Source organism: Streptomyces sp. JLSY215 (assembly GCF_059682825.1).
In genome coordinates, this window is the sequence record NZ_CM185022.1 from 324836 (window position 1) to 341379 (window position 16544).

16 protein-coding genes are annotated in these 16544 nt (G+C 68.5%); 9 read left to right on the forward strand and 7 right to left on the reverse strand.

The window, feature by feature from the left end; genetic code table 11:
* Positions 1 to 35 precede the first annotated feature (35 nt).
* The 7 genes from AC5677_RS01625 (at position 36) to AC5677_RS01655 (ending at position 6823) form a co-directional block, all read left to right on the forward strand.
* On the forward strand, positions 36 to 2267 hold the full coding sequence (locus AC5677_RS01625) for an MMPL family transporter (protein WP_497193173.1): 2232 nt from the start codon (positions 36 to 38) through the stop codon (positions 2265 to 2267).
* A gap of 87 nt (positions 2268 to 2354) precedes the next feature.
* Positions 2355 to 2645, forward strand: a complete 291-nt coding sequence (locus AC5677_RS01630) for an acyl carrier protein (protein WP_497193174.1) — start codon at positions 2355 to 2357, stop codon at positions 2643 to 2645.
* Positions 2642 to 3865 (forward strand): beta-ketoacyl-[acyl-carrier-protein] synthase family protein, encoded by a 1224-nt coding sequence (locus AC5677_RS01635; RefSeq protein ID WP_497193175.1) that lies wholly within the window; start codon positions 2642 to 2644, stop codon positions 3863 to 3865. Before AC5677_RS01630 ends, AC5677_RS01635 begins: the two co-directional genes overlap by 4 nt.
* 135 nt (positions 3866 to 4000) lie before the next feature.
* Positions 4001 to 4189, forward strand: a complete 189-nt coding sequence (locus tag AC5677_RS01640) for a hypothetical protein (protein ID WP_497193176.1) — start codon at positions 4001 to 4003, stop codon at positions 4187 to 4189.
* On the forward strand, positions 4186 to 5133 hold the full coding sequence (locus AC5677_RS01645; protein WP_497193177.1) for an endonuclease/exonuclease/phosphatase family protein: 948 nt from the start codon (positions 4186 to 4188) through the stop codon (positions 5131 to 5133). Before AC5677_RS01640 ends, AC5677_RS01645 begins: the two co-directional genes overlap by 4 nt.
* Before the next feature lie 3 nt (positions 5134 to 5136).
* Positions 5137 to 6420, forward strand: coding sequence for a M4 family metallopeptidase (locus AC5677_RS01650; protein WP_497193178.1), 1284 nt, complete (start codon positions 5137 to 5139; stop codon positions 6418 to 6420).
* A gap of 82 nt (positions 6421 to 6502) precedes the next feature.
* Positions 6503 to 6823 (forward strand): protealysin inhibitor emfourin, encoded by a 321-nt coding sequence (locus tag AC5677_RS01655; RefSeq protein WP_497193179.1) that lies wholly within the window; start codon positions 6503 to 6505, stop codon positions 6821 to 6823.
* A gap of 40 nt (positions 6824 to 6863) precedes the next feature.
* Here the strand turns inward: AC5677_RS01655 and AC5677_RS01660 are convergent, their stop codons facing one another.
* Positions 6864 to 7928, reverse strand: a complete 1065-nt coding sequence (locus AC5677_RS01660) for an aldo/keto reductase (RefSeq protein WP_497193180.1) — start codon at positions 7926 to 7928, stop codon at positions 6864 to 6866.
* A gap of 120 nt (positions 7929 to 8048) precedes the next feature.
* On the opposite strand from AC5677_RS01660, the gene AC5677_RS01665 reads away from it, so the two are divergent.
* Both AC5677_RS01665 and AC5677_RS01670 read left to right on the forward strand, forming a co-directional pair.
* A complete protein-coding gene (locus AC5677_RS01665; protein WP_497193181.1) occupies positions 8049 to 8879 on the forward strand; it encodes a helix-turn-helix transcriptional regulator in 831 nt (276 codons plus the stop codon).
* Positions 8880 to 9339: 460 nt separating this feature from the next.
* The gene (locus AC5677_RS01670) at positions 9340 to 10662 is read left to right on the forward strand and encodes a helix-turn-helix domain-containing protein (RefSeq protein WP_497193182.1); all 1323 of its coding nucleotides are present in this window, start codon (positions 9340 to 9342) and stop codon (positions 10660 to 10662) included.
* 45 nt (positions 10663 to 10707) lie between these two features.
* On the opposite strand, the gene AC5677_RS01675 is transcribed toward AC5677_RS01670, so the two are convergent.
* Genes AC5677_RS01675 through AC5677_RS01700 form a run of 6 tightly spaced genes read right to left on the reverse strand, consistent with a single transcriptional unit; the run spans position 10708 to position 16335 of the window.
* Positions 10708 to 11505: an ABC transporter permease gene (locus AC5677_RS01675; RefSeq protein ID WP_497193183.1), complete on the reverse strand. Its 798-nt coding sequence runs from the start codon at positions 11503 to 11505 to the stop codon at positions 10708 to 10710.
* 8 nt (positions 11506 to 11513) lie between these two features.
* On the reverse strand, positions 11514 to 12284 hold the full coding sequence (locus AC5677_RS01680; protein ID WP_497193184.1) for an ABC transporter permease: 771 nt from the start codon (positions 12282 to 12284) through the stop codon (positions 11514 to 11516).
* Positions 12281 to 13246: an ABC transporter ATP-binding protein gene (locus AC5677_RS01685; protein ID WP_497193185.1), complete on the reverse strand. Its 966-nt coding sequence runs from the start codon at positions 13244 to 13246 to the stop codon at positions 12281 to 12283. Before AC5677_RS01685 ends, AC5677_RS01680 begins: the two co-directional genes overlap by 4 nt.
* Positions 13243 to 14304, reverse strand: a complete 1062-nt coding sequence (locus AC5677_RS01690) for a nucleotidyltransferase family protein (RefSeq protein WP_497193186.1) — start codon at positions 14302 to 14304, stop codon at positions 13243 to 13245. Before AC5677_RS01690 ends, AC5677_RS01685 begins: the two co-directional genes overlap by 4 nt.
* A 1-nt stretch (position 14305) precedes the next feature.
* Positions 14306 to 15139, reverse strand: a complete 834-nt coding sequence (locus AC5677_RS01695; protein WP_497193187.1) for a GNAT family N-acetyltransferase — start codon at positions 15137 to 15139, stop codon at positions 14306 to 14308.
* Positions 15136 to 16335 carry a M16 family metallopeptidase gene (locus tag AC5677_RS01700; RefSeq protein ID WP_497193188.1) on the reverse strand — a complete coding sequence of 400 codons (1200 nt, stop codon included), beginning with the start codon at positions 16333 to 16335 and terminating at the stop codon, positions 15136 to 15138. The genes AC5677_RS01695 and AC5677_RS01700 overlap by 4 nt, the downstream gene beginning before the upstream one ends.
* Positions 16336 to 16544: the final 209 nt, after the last annotated feature.

Below are 16544 nucleotides of genomic sequence, written 5' to 3' on the forward strand. Positions count from 1 at the left end.
GGGAGCGGCCCGCCACGGCCCCTCGACACTGGGCCGTGACGTACCGATGGCTGATCCTGGCCCTGGCCCTGATGGCCGTACTCGGTTCCGGTATCGCCGCCGGCGGCGTGCACGGACGCCTGGTGGACGGCGGATACTTCGACCGGTCGGCGGAGTCGAGCCGTGCGGAGCGGCTGCTGACGCAGCGCTACACCTCCGGGACCCCGAAGCTGATGTTCGTGGCCCGTTCGACGGGTGCGGTGGACGGGCGGGAGGCCTCGGCGGCCGGTCGGCGGCTCGTCGCCGAACTGGCCGCCGAACCCGGTGTCGTCTTCGTACGCGCCCCCTGGTCCCCGCCCACCCCGTCCCTGTTCTTGTCGGCCGACCGGCATGCCGCCCTGCTGACGCTCGCCATCGCAGGGGACGACCAGCAGATGACACGCACCGCGCAGCGCCTGATCCGGAAGTACGCCGGTGCCCGGCCTCCGTTGACCGTGGAGGCGTCCGGACGGCTGTCCGTCAACCAGTACGCCCAAGAGCAGAGCCGCCGCGACCTCGTCAGCTCCGAGATGATCGGCATTCCGCTGGTCTGCGCCGTGCTCCTGCTGGTGTTCGGCTCGGTGCTGGCCTGTGCGCTGCCGCTCGCCATGGGGCTGGTCAGCGTCACCGGCGCGATGGCCGTCCTGGACCTGCTGGCGCGGCACTATCAGGTGAACGTCTTCGCACTCAACATCCTCACCGCCCTGGGATTCGGGCTGGCGGTGGACTACAGCCTGATCATGGTCAGTCGCTTCCGGGAGGAGCTGGACCGCGGGCTGGAGGTGTCGGATGCGGTGCGCGCCACCGTGCGCTCGGCAGGCCGCACGGTCGCGGTTTCGGTAGCCGTGGTGACGCTGTCCCTCTGCGCGCTGTTGTTCTTCCCCACCCCCTTCCACCGCTCGCTGGGCGCCGGCGCCGTGGCGGTGGTCTGCCTGGCCGGTGTCGCCGCGCTGGTGGTCCAGCCGGCGCTGCTCGCGCTCTTCGGGCGCCGCCTGAGCCGCCGGCCCGTGCGCCTACGGTTGTGGCGGGCCCGGGACGCCGGTGCTCCGGGCTTCTGGGAGCGGCTGGCCCGCGCGGTGCTGCGGCGCCCACTGGCCGTACTCATCACCGTGTCCGCGTTCCTCGTACTCCTCGCCGTGCCTGCCTCCGGGGCGCGCATGGGGTTCATCGACGAGGACTGGCTGCCCCGTGATGCGGCTCCGCGCCTCGCCGCGGAGCGGGCGCGCGCCGAGTTCCCGCTGCTGAACGGGACCACGCTCACGGCGCTGACCCCCGGGATCCGGGCGGGCTCCCCGGCCGCCGACCGCATGGGCCGGACCCTCTCCCGGCTGCCGGGCGCCGACCGGGTTCTGGGCGCCGAGGGGAATTTCCGTGACGGCCGACGACTCGCCGCGCCGCCCGCCCGGCCTGCCGGCGGCACCGGGCACGGGACCTGGTACTCCATCACCACACAAGCCGGACCGTACAGTGCGACGGCTCAGCAGCTGGTCGGCGCGGTCAGGGCGCAGAAGGGGGCGGGCCCGGTACTGGTGGCCGGGGAGACGGCCTCGCTGGTGGATATGAAGGAGACCCTTGCACGGCATCTGGGCTGGGCCGCCGCGCTGGTCATCGGCGCCGTCGCGGTGCTGCTGTTCTTCTTCACGGGGAGCGTGCTCGTCCCGGTCAAGGCCGTGGTCATGAATCTGCTGAGTCTGACGGTGGCGTTCGGGGCCATGGTCTCTCTCTTCCAGGACGGACATCTGTCCCGGCTCCTGGGCGGGACCGCCACCGGTCATGTCGATCCGCTGATTCCGGCGGTGGTGTTCTGTATCGCGTTCGGGCTGTCCATGGACTACGAGGTCTTCCTGGTGGCGCGCATCCGCGAGGAATATCTGCGCACCGGGGACAACGAACGGGCCGTCGTCACCGGATTGCAGCGCACCGGACGGCTGGTGACCGTCGGCGCACTGGCCGTCGTCATCGTCCTCGGCGCACTGGCCGCCTCCTCGCTGGCCGTTCTGCAAGAGCTCGGAGTGTGCCTGGCCCTGACGGTCGCCATCGACGCCACGCTCGTGCGGTGCCTGATCGTGCCGGCCCTCATGGGCCTGGCAGGCCGCTGGAACTGGTGGGCCCCCGCTCCGCTCCTGAAGGTACGTGCCCTCGTCCTGTCCCGGTTGGCCAGGCCCGTATACCGCACCGACCACGACGAATGTCACGTCACGTCAGGGGCCGATACATCGGCCCGCAACGTCTCTTCACCCGACCGCTGAGCCACCCACTCCTCTCCGACCTCCCAACCAGCCAACCACCCAATCGCCCACCCCCCACCATCCGCACTCACTTCACGAGGGATACCGATGACCACCACATACGAGTTCATCTCCGACCTGCTCACCGAGCACTTGGGCGTGCCCGAAGACACCATCAAGCCCGACGCCACCTTCGAGGCCCTGGAACTCGACTCGCTCTCGATCACCGAACTCACCGTGATCATCGAGGACCGGCTCGGCGTCCACCTGACAGAGGCGGACATCAAGCCGACGCTCGGGGAGTTCTGCCAGATCATCGAGAAGCGGCGCAACGACGGGGAGTCTGTCGGCACGGACACCGCCCGGCAGGACGTACCGACCACCCCCACCATCCCATGACGGCGGTGGATGTCGCGGTCACCGGGCTGGGACTGGTGACCCCGGCCGGGATCGGTGTCCGAGCGACATGGGACGGGCTGCTCTCCGGCCGGTCGACGGCCGCCGCGGACGAGCAGCTGGCCGATCTTCCGGTGAACTTCTCCTGCCGGGTGCCCGACTTCGACCCCGCGGCCCTCCTTGGGCGCCGGTTGAGCTGGCGTATCGACAGATTCATCCAGATGGGGCTGGTCGCCACCCGCGAAGCGGTCACCGATGCCGGATGGGACCCCACCGCCTGGGACGGGGCCCGCGTCGCCGTGGTCCTCGGCAACGGGAACGGCGGCAACGACCAGAGCCAAAAAGAATACGACCTGCTCAGCAGCGGTCGGCACAAGGCAATTTCCCCTTTGAGCATCACGCGCACGGTGGCCAACATGCTCGCCGGCGAAATCAGCACGGACCTCAAGGCGCTGGGTCCCAGCCTGGTGACCTCCACCGCCTGCGCGTCCGGGGGCACAGCCATTGGCGTCGCCCGCGACCTGCTCGCCTCCGGAGCGTGCGACATCGCGATCACCGGCGGCAGCGAAAGCGTCTGCTACCCCATGGCCGCGGCCACCTTCGGTCAGATGGGAGCCCTGTCCGCCAGGGTGCACGACCCCGCCGGTGCATGTCGGCCGTTCGATGCGGACCGGGACGGGTTCGTGCTGGGCGAGGGTGCGGGCGTCCTCGTACTGGAACGGCTGGCGGATGCCCGCGCCAGAAATGCGCTGATCCGCGCCCTCGTTGCCGGATACGGGGCCTCCGCCGACGGCTACCACTCCACCTCACCCGACCCGGAGGGTCAGGGAGTGGTTCGGGCCATCCGCGCCGCACTCGCCGATGCCGCCCTGTCGGCGTCGGACATCGACCACGTCAACGCCCACGGGACGTCCACTCAGCAGAACGACCTGGCCGAAGCGCGCGCTCTGCGCTCGGTCTTCGGCACACCGCCGCCGGTCACGGCGAACAAGAGCATCCTTGGACACTCGATCGGCGGCGCGGGCGGCATCGAAGCCGCCGTCACCGTACTGAGCCTGCAACACCAGACCATCCCGCCCGTCGCCAACCTCGACCGCCTCGACCCCGACATCGACCTGGACGTCGTCACCCAGGCCCCCCGCTCCCAGCGCCTGCGTGCGGCACTCAGCAACTCCATCGGCTTCGGTGGTCAGAACGCGGTCCTGGCCTTCCGAGTGCCGTAGCGCCTCCAATGCATTCCGATACTGACCAGCTGATCAACTGGCGGCTGCACCGCGACTGAGTCGGCCGCTTCGCCTCTGAGCTGGTCGCGCTGTGTGGTTGGCGCATCGCTCTAGGGCACACTGAATTGTTCCGGCATGACCGGCGCTGCGTTTGCCAGTCACCGTGGCCGGCAGGAAACTGTTGATAACGGCGTGGCCCTGCCGCTCGAAACAGAGATGGCCGGCACCGACACTTCTCTCGCCGTTCCGTTTCCCCGCTTCTCTGCAGCCCTGTTTCTCCGCGATGGCCACATTCCACCCCGAACTTTTCGGGAGGGCACGTGACAACGCTGCGACTTGCCACGTTCAATGTCGAGAACCTGTTCGCGCGCTGGCGGTTCAAATCCGGCGTCGACCCTGCGACCGCCAACTCACGAGGCTGGATCGTCGACCAGACCCGCTTCGACGAACTGGGCGTGGACGACAAGGCGATCACGGGAGCAGCCGTACGGGAGTTGCAGGCTGACGTGCTGTGCCTGCAAGAAGTGGAGAACGTCGACACCCTCAAACATTTCCGTGACCAGGCTCTCGGCGGACGCTCGCAATACCCCTACGTCGCCGGGGTGGACGGCAACGATCCCCGGCTGATCGATGTCGCAGTGCTGTCGAAGTGGCCGATTACGCGTATCCGTTCACACCAGCACCTCATGGACCCTGCGAGCCCGACGGCAGCGCTGTTCTCCCGCGACTGCCTTGAGGTCGATATCGAGGTCGAGGCGGGTCAGGGGCGACGGACGTCGGTCACGCTCTTCGTCAATCACTTCAAATCCATGCTCGGCGGACGCGCGGAGACCCGCGAGAAGCGGGAACGGCAGGCCAAGAAGGTGAGGGACATCGTCACCGACCGCTTCGGGCACGAGGCTCCGGGAGACCATCCGTTCGTGGTCCTGGGCGATCTGAACGACTATCTGGGCCCGGACGGAAATGGGGCTTCCGGCATCGATCAACTCGTCACCTGGGACCAGATCGAGAATGTGATAGCTCGCCTGCCCGAAGAGGACCGGTGGACGCATTACTGGAACGACGGCGACGAGTACGAGCAGTTGGACTACCTTCTTCCGTCAGCCTCACTCGCCCGGGCAAATGCGCACGTGCTGCCTGAGATTTTCCGCAAAGGGACACCGCTGCGCGCCACCAGATACACCGGTCCCCGGTTCCCGGGCGTGGGGCAGGACAAGCCCAAAGCATCAGACCACTGCCCCGTCATCTTCGGCCTCGAAGTGCAGTGAGCGGTGGTATCAGAACGCCCGATCCGACAATCAAACTCTCGATGCGTCACCGGCGCTCCTCTTACACAGGAGGTACTCATGAGCAGGACCTGCCGCGTCAACTGCATCATCCCCCCGCACCTTCTCCACAAGCTCTTGGAAAGCGAAGACAGTGAGGTGCGCCGGGCCGCCTTGGACACCATGCTGGCCACCTCTCGATTGCGGGGCGAGCGCGCGGTCCGGGCGTCCTTCGCCGGCGCCGCCGCGCCCGGCAACGGCCGGCGGACGATCTTTGACTGCCGGAAGGGCAGGTTCCTCCCCTTCGCCGTTCTCGCCCAGTCGGAGGAGGGGCCGGCGTCCGCGGACGAGTCCGTCAACCGAGCGTTCAACGGACTGGGCACGACACGCGATTTCTACGGCGAGGTATTCCAGCGTCATTCGCTCGACGGCCGCGGAATGCGCCTGGACGGATACGTCCACTTCGACGTGAATTACAACAATGCGTTCTGGGACGGACGGCAGATGGTATTCGGTGACGGCGACGGAAGGACGTTCACCGACTTCACCAGATCCATCGACGTAATCGCGCACGAGTTGACTCACGGGGTCACCGAGTTCACCGCCGGGCTCGCCTATCACAATCAGCCTGGGGCTCTGAACGAGTCGATTTCCGACGTCTTCGGTACGCTGGTCAAGCAGTGGTCGCTGAAGCAATCGGCCGAGACGGCGGACTGGCTGATCGGAACCGAGGTCTTCACCCCGGGCATCGAGGCCGATGCCCTGCGTTCGATGAAGGCCCCGGGACAGGCATACGACAACGCCCTGTTCGGCAAGGACCCTCAGCCCGACCACATGAGCGGATTCCTCAATCTGCCGGACACGGAGCGAGGGGACAACGGCGGGGTACACATCAACTCCGGCATTCCGAACAAGGCCTTCTATCTGACGGCGATGCGCATCGGCGGATTCGCATGGGAGGCTCCCGGACTCATCTGGTACGAATCGCTCAAGGCGTCCAGCGTCGAGACGACGTTCCAGGATTTCGCGGACACCACCTACCAGAAGGCCGAGGAGCTGTACCGGGCCGGCAGCGCCGAACAGCTGGCCGTGTTGTCGGCATGGCAGGAGGTGGGCATCCAGATCAGCGGGGTCCCCGCCGGTGTCGCCCGAGCGCGGAGCCTCGCGGCAACCCGGGACGGTGGCGTCGGCCGGGAGGACGGTCTGGCAGCCTTGACCCAGCAGATCGGGGCACTGACCGCCCAGGTGTCGGGGCTGGCCAAGGACGTGACCGCGCTGAAGCAGAAGTGACCGTCAGCGGTTGATGCGGGCCGACCCTCGGACGATCGCCACGGCGAGGAACGTCGCTCGGTCGGCCGGGAGGTTGTGCACGATGAAGGTGACTTTGGCGAGACACGGCGGGCAGGCGGCTGCGATCCTCCTCCGCCTCCCGCCCGAGGTCCTGGACTCCGACACCCTGCCCGAGAACGCCGCCACGGAGCTGGCACAGCTGGTGGCGGCGGCCGTCCCGGCGGCCGAGCCCGACCGGCCCGGCCGCGCCAGGGACGCGAGCCCTGCCAGGGACGCGATGAGCTACACGATCACGGTGGAGGACGGTGGCCGCTCGACCGTTCTCGCCCAGTCGGACACCACCATGTCCCCGGCGTTCGCGGCCTTGCTCCGTTGGCTTGAGACACACCTCGCGCAGCAGTGACGCGCGAGGGTGGGCACCGCCCTCGGGCCCCGATCGGGTATCAGTGGCGGGTGTCGACCTTCAGGTCGCCGCTGATCAGTGTGCGGGCCACCTCGCCGGCGAGCACGTCGTGCGGGAAGCCGAGTGCGATCGCGCTGGCCTCGTCGAGGCGGGCCAGTTGGGCGGCGGTGAAATCGACCTCCAGGGCGCCCAGATTGTCCTCCAGCTGCGCGGGGGTGCGGGCGCCGATGGTCGGTGCCGTCACGCCCGGGTTCTGCAGGGTCCAGGCCAGCCCGATCTGGGCGGGTGTGCGGCCCAGCTCCGTGGCGACCTCCTTCACGACGTCCACGATGGCGAGGCTGCGTTCGGTGAGCGCGCCGCCTGCGATGGTGACGCTCTTGCGGGTGCCGTCATCGGATGCGACGTGCGTCGCGGTCAGATCGTCCCGGCTGTACTTGCCGGTGAGCACCCCGCCGGCCAGCGGTGACCACGGGGCCACCCCCAACCCCATCTCGCGCGCCATGGGGATCAGGTCGCGTTCCCCGGCACGCTCGATCAGGCTGTATTCGATCTGCAGCGCGACCAGCGGCGACCAGCCGCGCAGGTCGGCGATCGCCTGCATGCGTGACACCTGCCAGGCCGGGGCGTTGGAGATCGCCACGTACAAGACCTTGCCCTGCCGGACCAGATCGTCCATGCCGCGCAGGATCTCCTCGACCGGCGTCGTGACGTCCCACATGTGCAGGTAGAGCAGATCGATGTAGTCCGTATTCAGCTGTCGCAGACTTGCTTCCACCGACGCGAACAGGCTCTTGCGGTGACCGCCCCCGGAATTCGGATCGCCGGGCCGGCGCAGCGTCGAGTATTTCGTTGCCAGCACCAGGCTTTCGCGGTTGTCGCGGGTGAATTCGCCCAGGAGGCGCTCGGAGCTGCCGTTGGTGTAGGTGCTGGCGGTGTCGATGAAGTTGCCGCCGCGCTCGATGTAGCGGTCGAACAGCTTGCGCGCCTCGTCCCGTTCGGCGCCCCAGCCCCAATCGGTGCCGAAGGTCGCCGCGCCCAGCGCCAGCGGTGAGACCCGCAGCCCGGAACGGCCCAGCAGCCGGTAGGTGTCGAGGGTGAGCGACATCGTGTCCTCCTGTGCTTGCGATCCGTTGTCGAGAACCACTCTGTGACCGCCGCGAGCCGGGGATAAGGGAAAGAAGTTCCTGGGAATGCCAGTCCCACCCTGGCTGTTGGATCGACCGTGATGACCCGCACCGTGGACGCGACGCAGGAGCTGGCCGCGTTCTTGCGGTCCCGGCGCGAACGTCTGGACCCGCACGCTTTCGGCCTGCCCTCGCGTCGGCAGTCGCGGCGGACCCCGGGATTGCGCCGCGAAGAGGTCGCCGAACTGGCCGGGGTCAGCATCGACTACATCGTGCGGCTGGAGCAGGGCCGCGGGCTGCGGCCCTCGGCGGACGTGCTGGAGGCGCTGTCCCGGGCGCTGCGCCTGGCTCCCGACGAACGCGCCTACCTCTTCGGCCTGGCCCGGCATCGCCCCCGCAACGTGGACGAGCCCGCCACCACCGCAGCGACGCCATTGGCCCGGCTGATCGCCGACCTGTCGCCGCTGCCGGCCATGCTGATGAACCACCGCTACGACATCCTGGCCTGGAACGGCGAGATGACGAGGCTGCTCCTGGATTTCGACACCCTGCCGCCGTCGCAGCGCAATGCGATGTGGCTGTGCCTGATGCATCCCGAGATGCGTGAGTTCTATGTCGACCGCGAACGCGTCGTGCGGGAGGGGATCGCCCATCTGCGCGCTGCGTGGGCCGCGCATCCGGAGGATCGGGCGTTGACCGACCTCATCGCCGAATTCACCACTCGGGACGAGGAATTCGCGCGATGGTGGGCCGAGCGGGACGTCAAGGTCAACGGCCGCGGGCGCAAGGTGATGCGGCATCCTGACGCCGGTGAGATCGCCGTGCATTTCGAGGTGCTTGTGCCACTTCAGGATCCGGACCAGCGGTTGGTGATCTACCGCGCCGCGGACGATGAGAGTCAGTCGGCATGGGACCGGCTGTGTGCACGGTGATGCCGAACCGTCCGTTCGTGCACTGAGCCGAACCGTCATACCCAGCGGTCGGGTGCCCCGTGGCAGGGGGCTGGGGGCGTTAGCCGTGCGTAAGCGAAACGGCAACGGATCGGCAGCGGTGCGCACGAGGGTGGGGACATCCGACGGGAAGGCGGCGGGAATCCGGCCCGGTCCTCCCCCTGCACGCAACGAGGAGCGCCCGTGAACCGCACCTGCACCGCCCGCGTCCGACGGCGCAGGATTGTCGGCTCCCTCCGCGTGTAGCGCCCAGGGCGCGAGCAGGGGAAGCGCCGGATACTCCGGCTACCGGTCGGTGCCCTCGACAGGTTCGCCGGCGACCACCCGTCCCACCCCCGCCGGAACGCCAACCCTGCGCGCTGAAGATACGTCATACATCACGAGGCCTGCGATATCGATGCGGCGCATCGCGGCAACCATGCCTACAGGGGGGAATTGAACAGTGCAGCATGAGGATTCTCGTGCGGAAGAAATTCACTTCGGGGGAAAGCTGCGACTGTATCGCACGAAGCTGGGGCTGTCCCTCGGGGAATTGTCAAAATTGGTGCACTACAGCAAAGGGTATTTGAGCAGGGTGGAGACCGGCGAGAAGAATGCTTCCGAGGGTCTCGCCGCCCGATGCGACGAGATTCTGCAGGCCGGGGGTGAGCTGGTCCTCGCCTTCTCGGCGTCGGGGGTGGCCCGGAGGCCCCGTAAAAGCGTCGAGTCGCCGATCCAGCTCCCGCCCACAGCACCTCACTTCACGGGACGGCATGATCAGCTGTCGAACGTCGACCGGGAGGCGCGCAAACAGTGTGCGGACCACTCCGGAACGGCGCGGGTCATGGTGATCGACGGTGCGCCCGGCGTCGGGAAGACAACGTTGGCGCTGCAATGGGCGCATCGGCATGCGGATGAGTTCACCGACGGCATTCTCTTCCAGGATCTGCACGGCAACGGGCCCCATAAGGAAGCCTTGCGCATATACGACGCACTGGCCGATATTCTGCATGCGTTGGGAGTCGCCTCCGATGCGGTTCCGGTCACGGTCCGGGGGCGCGTCTCGATGTACCGGACCCTGGTGAGCAGGCGCAGGATGCTCATGGTGCTCGACAACGCAGCCACCGCGGACCAGGTGCGCTCGCTGCTGCCCGGCACCCCCGACTGCACGGTTCTCGTCACCAGCCGGAACCGGCTGGGCGGGCTCGTCGCGAGGGACGGGGCGGCGCGGCTGTCCCTGGGGCCGTTATCGTCCGAGGAGGCCGTCACCCTGTTGCGGTGCGCCAGTACGCGGGACCTGCGGGACGAGAGCCCCGAAGCGCTCCTCCATGTCGTCCGGCTCTGTGGCCACCTGCCTCTGGCCGTTCGGATCGCGGCCGAGCACTATTCGACGGGACAGTACTCCTCGCTCGTCGAGATGACCGCGATGATGGAGCCGGATCGCCTGGAATTCCTCAGTTGCCTGCACGATCCGGCCGCCTCGGTCCGTGCGGCGTTCTCCTGGTCGTATCAGGCTTTGGATGAGGACGTCGCGCATGCATTTCGCATGGTGTGTGCGCACCTGCACAAGGAGATCTCCGCACGCGCTGCGGCACGCATTCTCGGTGTGCCGGAGAGGGTCGCCGCACAGCGGCTGGATGCCCTGTACCAAGCGAACCTCTTGGTGCCGGCGGAGCCGGGGAGGTATCGGTGCAATTCCTTGCTCGCCGCTTATGCGGGTGAACTCTCCGACGCGCTGACCGGGTCGCCGTCATGCACCTGTGGGTGCAATCGCGAGATCTCCTAGGGCGGGCAGGCGAGGAAACGGACCGGTCGTGAAGCAGGGAATGTGTCACGGGGTGAAGTCGATGGTTCCGGCGCGTCGGCCGCGTCGAAGCAGCGCGTCGAAGGCGAGGTGGGCGACGCCCAGCCACAGCACTCCGACGCACACTCCTGTTGCCGCGTGCGCGCCCACCACGGCCAGGGGGGCGCCGTCCACGACCGAGCGGAGCGCGGCCAGACAGTGGGTGAGCGGGATCGCCTGGGCGAGCCGGCCCACCCACTCCGGCCAGAATTCGACGGGCACTTGTACGCCGCAGATCGCCATCATGAGCAAATAGCCGGCGTTGGTCACCACATTGCGTATGCCGCTTGCGTTCAGGACGAACGCCGAGAGGCCGAGACCCAGGAAGTACGTGGTGAACGACGTGATGACGACCAGGGCCGCAACTACGGGAATCTGCTCGATGTGCCACGACACCCCGAAGAGCGGAGCGAGCCCGAAGAGTGCCACGAGTGAGGTTCCGGTGCCGCTCAGCGGCCACTGCAGACTGCGGCCGAAGAACACCCAGACCGGTCTGACCGGGGCGGCGGCGAGCAGCGCCAGCGTGCCGGCCGCGCGTTCCCATGTGCTGGACGCGACCACGGTCAGCGATTCGATGACGCATGTCATCAGAGAGTTGCCGATGACCAGGTACGTGACCTGATCCGGGCCGCCGGTCGCACGTCCGAGCAGGGCGAAGAAGGTGACCTGGGCCAGCATGCGGCCGAGCCACCCGAAGGTCCAGGTCTTCCAGGTGTAGATGGCGCGCATGTCGGCGAAGGCATTCGCCGCACTGTGCCGGATGACCTGGGTGGGGTGAAGGTACATGACCGTCCTCACGCTGCCTGGGAGAGGGTGCCGATGCGCCGTACCCGATGGAGGACCCGGTGGAGCAGGACCAGCCCGACGGCGGCACCCACCGCTCCGAGCCCGAGGATGACGGCGAGCCTCAGGACGACGCGCGACACCGGCTCGCGTCCGAGGCTGTCGCGCAGCAGATCGGCGGACCAGGACAAGAACATCACCCGTGAGGCGGGGCGCAGCCAGTCCGGCAGGAAACTGACCGGTACCAGGACTCCGCCCAGCAGGTAGAAGGGATAGCTGAGGGTGTTCTGAATGATGCGCGCGGAGGGCATCAGGACGAACAGCGACGAGAGGACGCTCGCGGTGCCCGCGGTCGCCAGCCCCGTGGCAAGGACACAGGCCACGGTGACCAACGGGTGCGGGAGATGCAGCCAGCGACCGAATACCACCCCCGCCATGAGCCAGGATTCGGCGAAGGCAACGATGCCCACCGCCGTCGCCGCGCACAGCCGGCCCATGACGAGGGTGCCGAGCTGGATCGGTGCGGCAACCAGCCCCTCCAGGGTGCCGAGTGTCCGTTCCTCGTTGATCAGCTCGCCGGCGGTGTAGAGCGCGAGCAGCCACAGTGACATCAGGGTCGGCGCGACCACCGCGTACGGGGACAGGTCGGTACGGCCGGCGTGTTCACTGATCGCCATGACGATGAGGGTCAGCAGCGGCGCGGTCGCACAGACCTGGATGGTGTCGGGCGAGCGGCGGATGAGCCGAAGCTGGAAGCGGACGGCGGTGACGAAGTGCCTCATGTGCCGACCACCATGCCGCGGTCACCGATGATGTGGAGATAGACCTCCTCCAGGGAGGGGCGGCCGGCGGAGATTCCCGTGGCGTGGGCGTCCACCAGGCGCCGGATCACGAGCCGGGTGGCCGAGGCGTCGGCCGTCTCGATCCGGGTGCGGTCTTCGGTGGTGCTCCGGACGGAGATCACGCCGGGCAGTTCGGCGAGGGCCGCCGTGACCGCCTCGGGGACGCCGCTCGCCTCCACCCGCTCATAGCGGGAGATCGCGGCGCCGATCTCGGTGGGCGCCCCGGTGGCGAGGATCCGGCCGCGGTCCATGAGGGAGACCCGGTCGCAGACGGCCTCCGCTTCGGCCATGTCATGAGTGGTGAGCAACACGGTACGGCCGTCTGCCTCCAGTTGTGACAGCAGCGTGCGGAAATCGTGGGCGGCGACCGGATCCATTCCGACGGTGGGTTCGTCCAGGATGAGCAGCGGCGGATCGGCGACCAGCCCCCGAGCGAGGTGCAGACGCTGTTTCATGCCGCGGGAGAGGGTGTCCACACGGTCGGCCGCGCGTTCCGCCAGGCCCATGCGCTCCAGCAGCTCCTCGCAGCGCCGCCGCAGCGCTTGACCGTGCAGACCGTAAAGCGCCGCCCAGAAACGCAGGTTGTCCCGGACCGTGAGCCGCGCGTACAGTCCGCGGTCGCCGCCGAAGACGATCCCGATGGCGCTTTTGACGAGATCGGCCTCCTGGACCACGTCATGCCCCATCACGCGGGCGGTGCCGGAGGTGGGCAGCAGAATGGTCGACAGGATGCGGCACAACGTCGTCTTTCCCGCCCCGTTCGGACCCAACAGCCCGAAAATCTCCCCTCGTTCCACGACGAGGTCCACCTCGCACAGAGCGTGGACGGCGTCCGTGGCGGTGCGCCGCGCGTTCCTGGACTCGTAGCGCCTGGTCAGTGCGCGCGTTTCCAGGGCCGTCACCGTGCGTCCTCCGTCAGGCGGTCGAGCTCCCGGAGTGCCGCGTCGTACTCCTCTTGTCCGACCACCTCGTCGGCGACCAGGAGATAGTCGCCGACGGGGGTGCGCAACAGAGCGCTTCTCCCGAAGAGATGGAGATGCGAGCGCTCCCGGTCCGCGGGGTCCCCGGCGCTCCTCAGCGGCATGCCGTACAGCGGCCGGCCCTGTGCCAGTGCATCGGCCGCGCTTCCCCGCGTGACCGCGGCCGCATCGCGGCCGGCACGGCGAGCGCGCTCCTGGTGGTCGTACTCCTTCAGGGCCGTGCCCAGTTCGGCCAGCCGCCCCAGGGGAGCGCGCCGCCCCGCGTAGAGCACCAACTCCCGGAGTTCGGGTGCCAGTTGGTACTCGTGAGCGGCCTGCACGATGTCGGCCACATCGGGGCTCGTCGTCCGGTCGATCATGTGGAGGTCGATGGCGTCCCGGGCATGGAACGGGCGCTGGAACCGCTCCTCGGCGAGGGCGAGAAGATTGGCGGTCGGAACGTCCTCCGGCAGTGCCGCACGGATCGGGACCGCCTCGTAGTCGCCGACGAGCGCGGCCGTGCAGACCTCGACGCGAATTTCGGGGTCGAGGAGCGGATCCTCGGGAGTCCAGGTGAGCGTCACGACGAGGTGGCGGGTGGACGTGCCCAGGACGGAGACCCCTACGTACAGCGGCTCGTCGGCCATGAGCACACGGACCGCTCGCCACAGGTCCGCCTCACCGTTCGTCACCAGGTCCAGATCGCCCTGCGGGCGGAGCAGGCCGCCGGGGTAACTGCGGGCGATCATGGGCCCTTTGATGGGTACCGCCGGAACGCGGGCCGTGACCCGGTCGAGTACCTGTTCGTAGTGCCGGGCGCGCCGTTCGGCTCGCTCCAGCTCGTGGCGGGCCGCGTCGCTCATGGCGCCGCCGTCTTGGCGAATGGCCGAGAGCACCAGGTACTGCAGCGTGTAGTGCTCCCTGCGCGCCGCGAAGAGCAGTCGTCCCGGACCGTCTTCCTCTGGCACATCCAAGACCTCGTAGAGCATCGAAAGGTCCATCTCACGCACCGTCTCTTTCGTTCTTGGCTGCGGGCAGATGCCAGAAGACGTGGTCGACGGCCCAGCCGCGTGCGACCAGTGAAGCCACGATCCGCTCGCCCGCCCCCGGGGCGCTGTGGGGGGCGGGGTGGATGACGTTTCCGAACAGGGGGAGTGCCAAGCCGTGGGCGTGGAGCGAGGCGGCTTCGGTGAGCATGGCGGTGGCCCGCCGGCGCACCGCGTCCTCCGCCTCCACGAGCACGTCCACGAGTTCCGCGTAGGGACGGCCCGTCACTGGATCGTCGGCGGAGCACAGCAGTGTGGCGTGCCCGATCACGCGACCGTTGAGGCAGGCCACGTAGGAGACGCGGTCGGGCGCGTCGAGGAACTGGCGAGCGATGTCGTCGGCCATCGCCCGGTCGGCCGTCGCACCGTGATCGGCACTGCCGTCGACCAGCGCCTTGGCCAACCAGCGCGCCACGTCGGCGTCGTCCCGCTCCGGCTCGGCCCGGCGAACGCTCACCCCCGGTGGCGGAGCGGGCGTCACGCGGAGCGGGTGCGAGCACCGCACGTAGGTGGTGTGCCGACGCCAGGGACCGGGCAGCGGCACGGACCCCGGAGCCCGTACCATCACCGCGTCCGCATCCGGCGCTCCGTGCGATGCCATCTCGACCACCGCACCGAATCGGCGGGGATCGGTCAGGAGCTCCCTCGCGCAGAATTCGATCAGCAGCTGGCGCTCGTCCAACAGCGGATCATGGCGCTCTCCGGCCACGAACGGATGGCCGTCAAGGTGCTGCAGGAGCCCCGCGTCGGCGGCCGCGGTCAGATAGCTGCCGCAGGCCTGCGCGCTCACCGTGGCTCCGGGCGAACGACGGTGACCAGACCCGATCGCACGTGCGCGGCCGCCGCCCGGATGTCGTCGCGCGTGACGTCGGCGATCGAGCGCAGTTCGCGGTCCATGTCCCAGGCGGATTCTTGGCCCAGGGCCCGGTGGGCCAGCAGCCGGGCGCGCTCCAGCGGGGTCTCGGTGTCGAGGATCAGGCTCATACGGGCGCGTCGGCGCGCCGCGTCGAGATCGGTGTCGGAGGGGCCCCGCGTCGCCAGTTCGTCCAGCCCGCGGACCACCACATCGACCGCCTTGGCTCCGTTGCCGCTCTCCACTCCGATGAGGACGCGCCAGGCGCCGGCCTCGGCATAGCCGCGGTCCCATGCCTGGAAGGAATACGCCAGGCCCGAGGACACCCTGAGCTCTCGGTAGAGCAGCGAACAGGCGTCGGCACCCATCAGATTCGCCAGGACCCGGTAGCACTGCCGTCCGGCGTCGTCCGAGCTGCTCGGGGAACGTCCGCCGACCGCCACCCAGCCGAACTCGTCCGGCCAGGCGGGCTCGGCCGCCGTGACCGGACCGAGGGGAATTCCGGGACGCGGCGTGGCGGCGGTGCATGCGTCCCGTGCGAAGTCGATGGGTATGCGGGGGACTTCGGGGCCGACGACCGCCAGCGCCATGGGGGAGGCGAGGAAGAGAGCGCGGTGCGCACGCAGCACGGTGTCGATGTCGAGAGCACCGATCTCGGGAGCGGTTCCGCCCACGGGGCGGCCCAGTGGGTGGTCCGGGAAGAGCGCGGCGAGGAAGGCGTCCTGGACCACGTCCGCAGGGTCGGCCTCGGCCGCCGCCAGCTCCTGGAGTACCGCGGTGCGCTCGCTGTCCAGCGTCGCGGTGTCCGGTTCGGGGGTGAGCACGCCGCGCAACAAGAGGTCCAGCGTCCGCTCCGCGTCCTCAGCGGCCACCTGCGCGTAGAACAGCATCTGTTCCAGACCGGTCTCGGCGTTGGCGTTGCCGCCCAATCGCTCGATGTGCTGGACCAGGGGCCCGAGGACGCCGACCGGTGCGGACATCAGCAAGTGCTCCAGCATGTGTGCCAGACCACCGCACCCCGGTGGGTCGTGCCGCGAGCCGTACCCCACTCCGAGACAGAGACTCGTCGTCTTCAGGCGGGGGTCGACCACGGTCACCACGGGTATGCGGCCGGCGGAATGCGCAAATGTCATGGGGATGGTTCCTCGCACGAAAGTACCCTGGTGCGGTGAATGCCACCGCGGGAAATTCCGCGGTGGCATTCACCGTCGTGGACACGGCTCAGCGGCCCGTCTTGACCTTGTCCAGACGCGGGCGAAGACCCGACTTGTGGTTACGCATGACACACCCCCTTTCCTGGGGTCGACGAATGCTTTGACGAGAAGTTCCCGGCTCGGTGCCG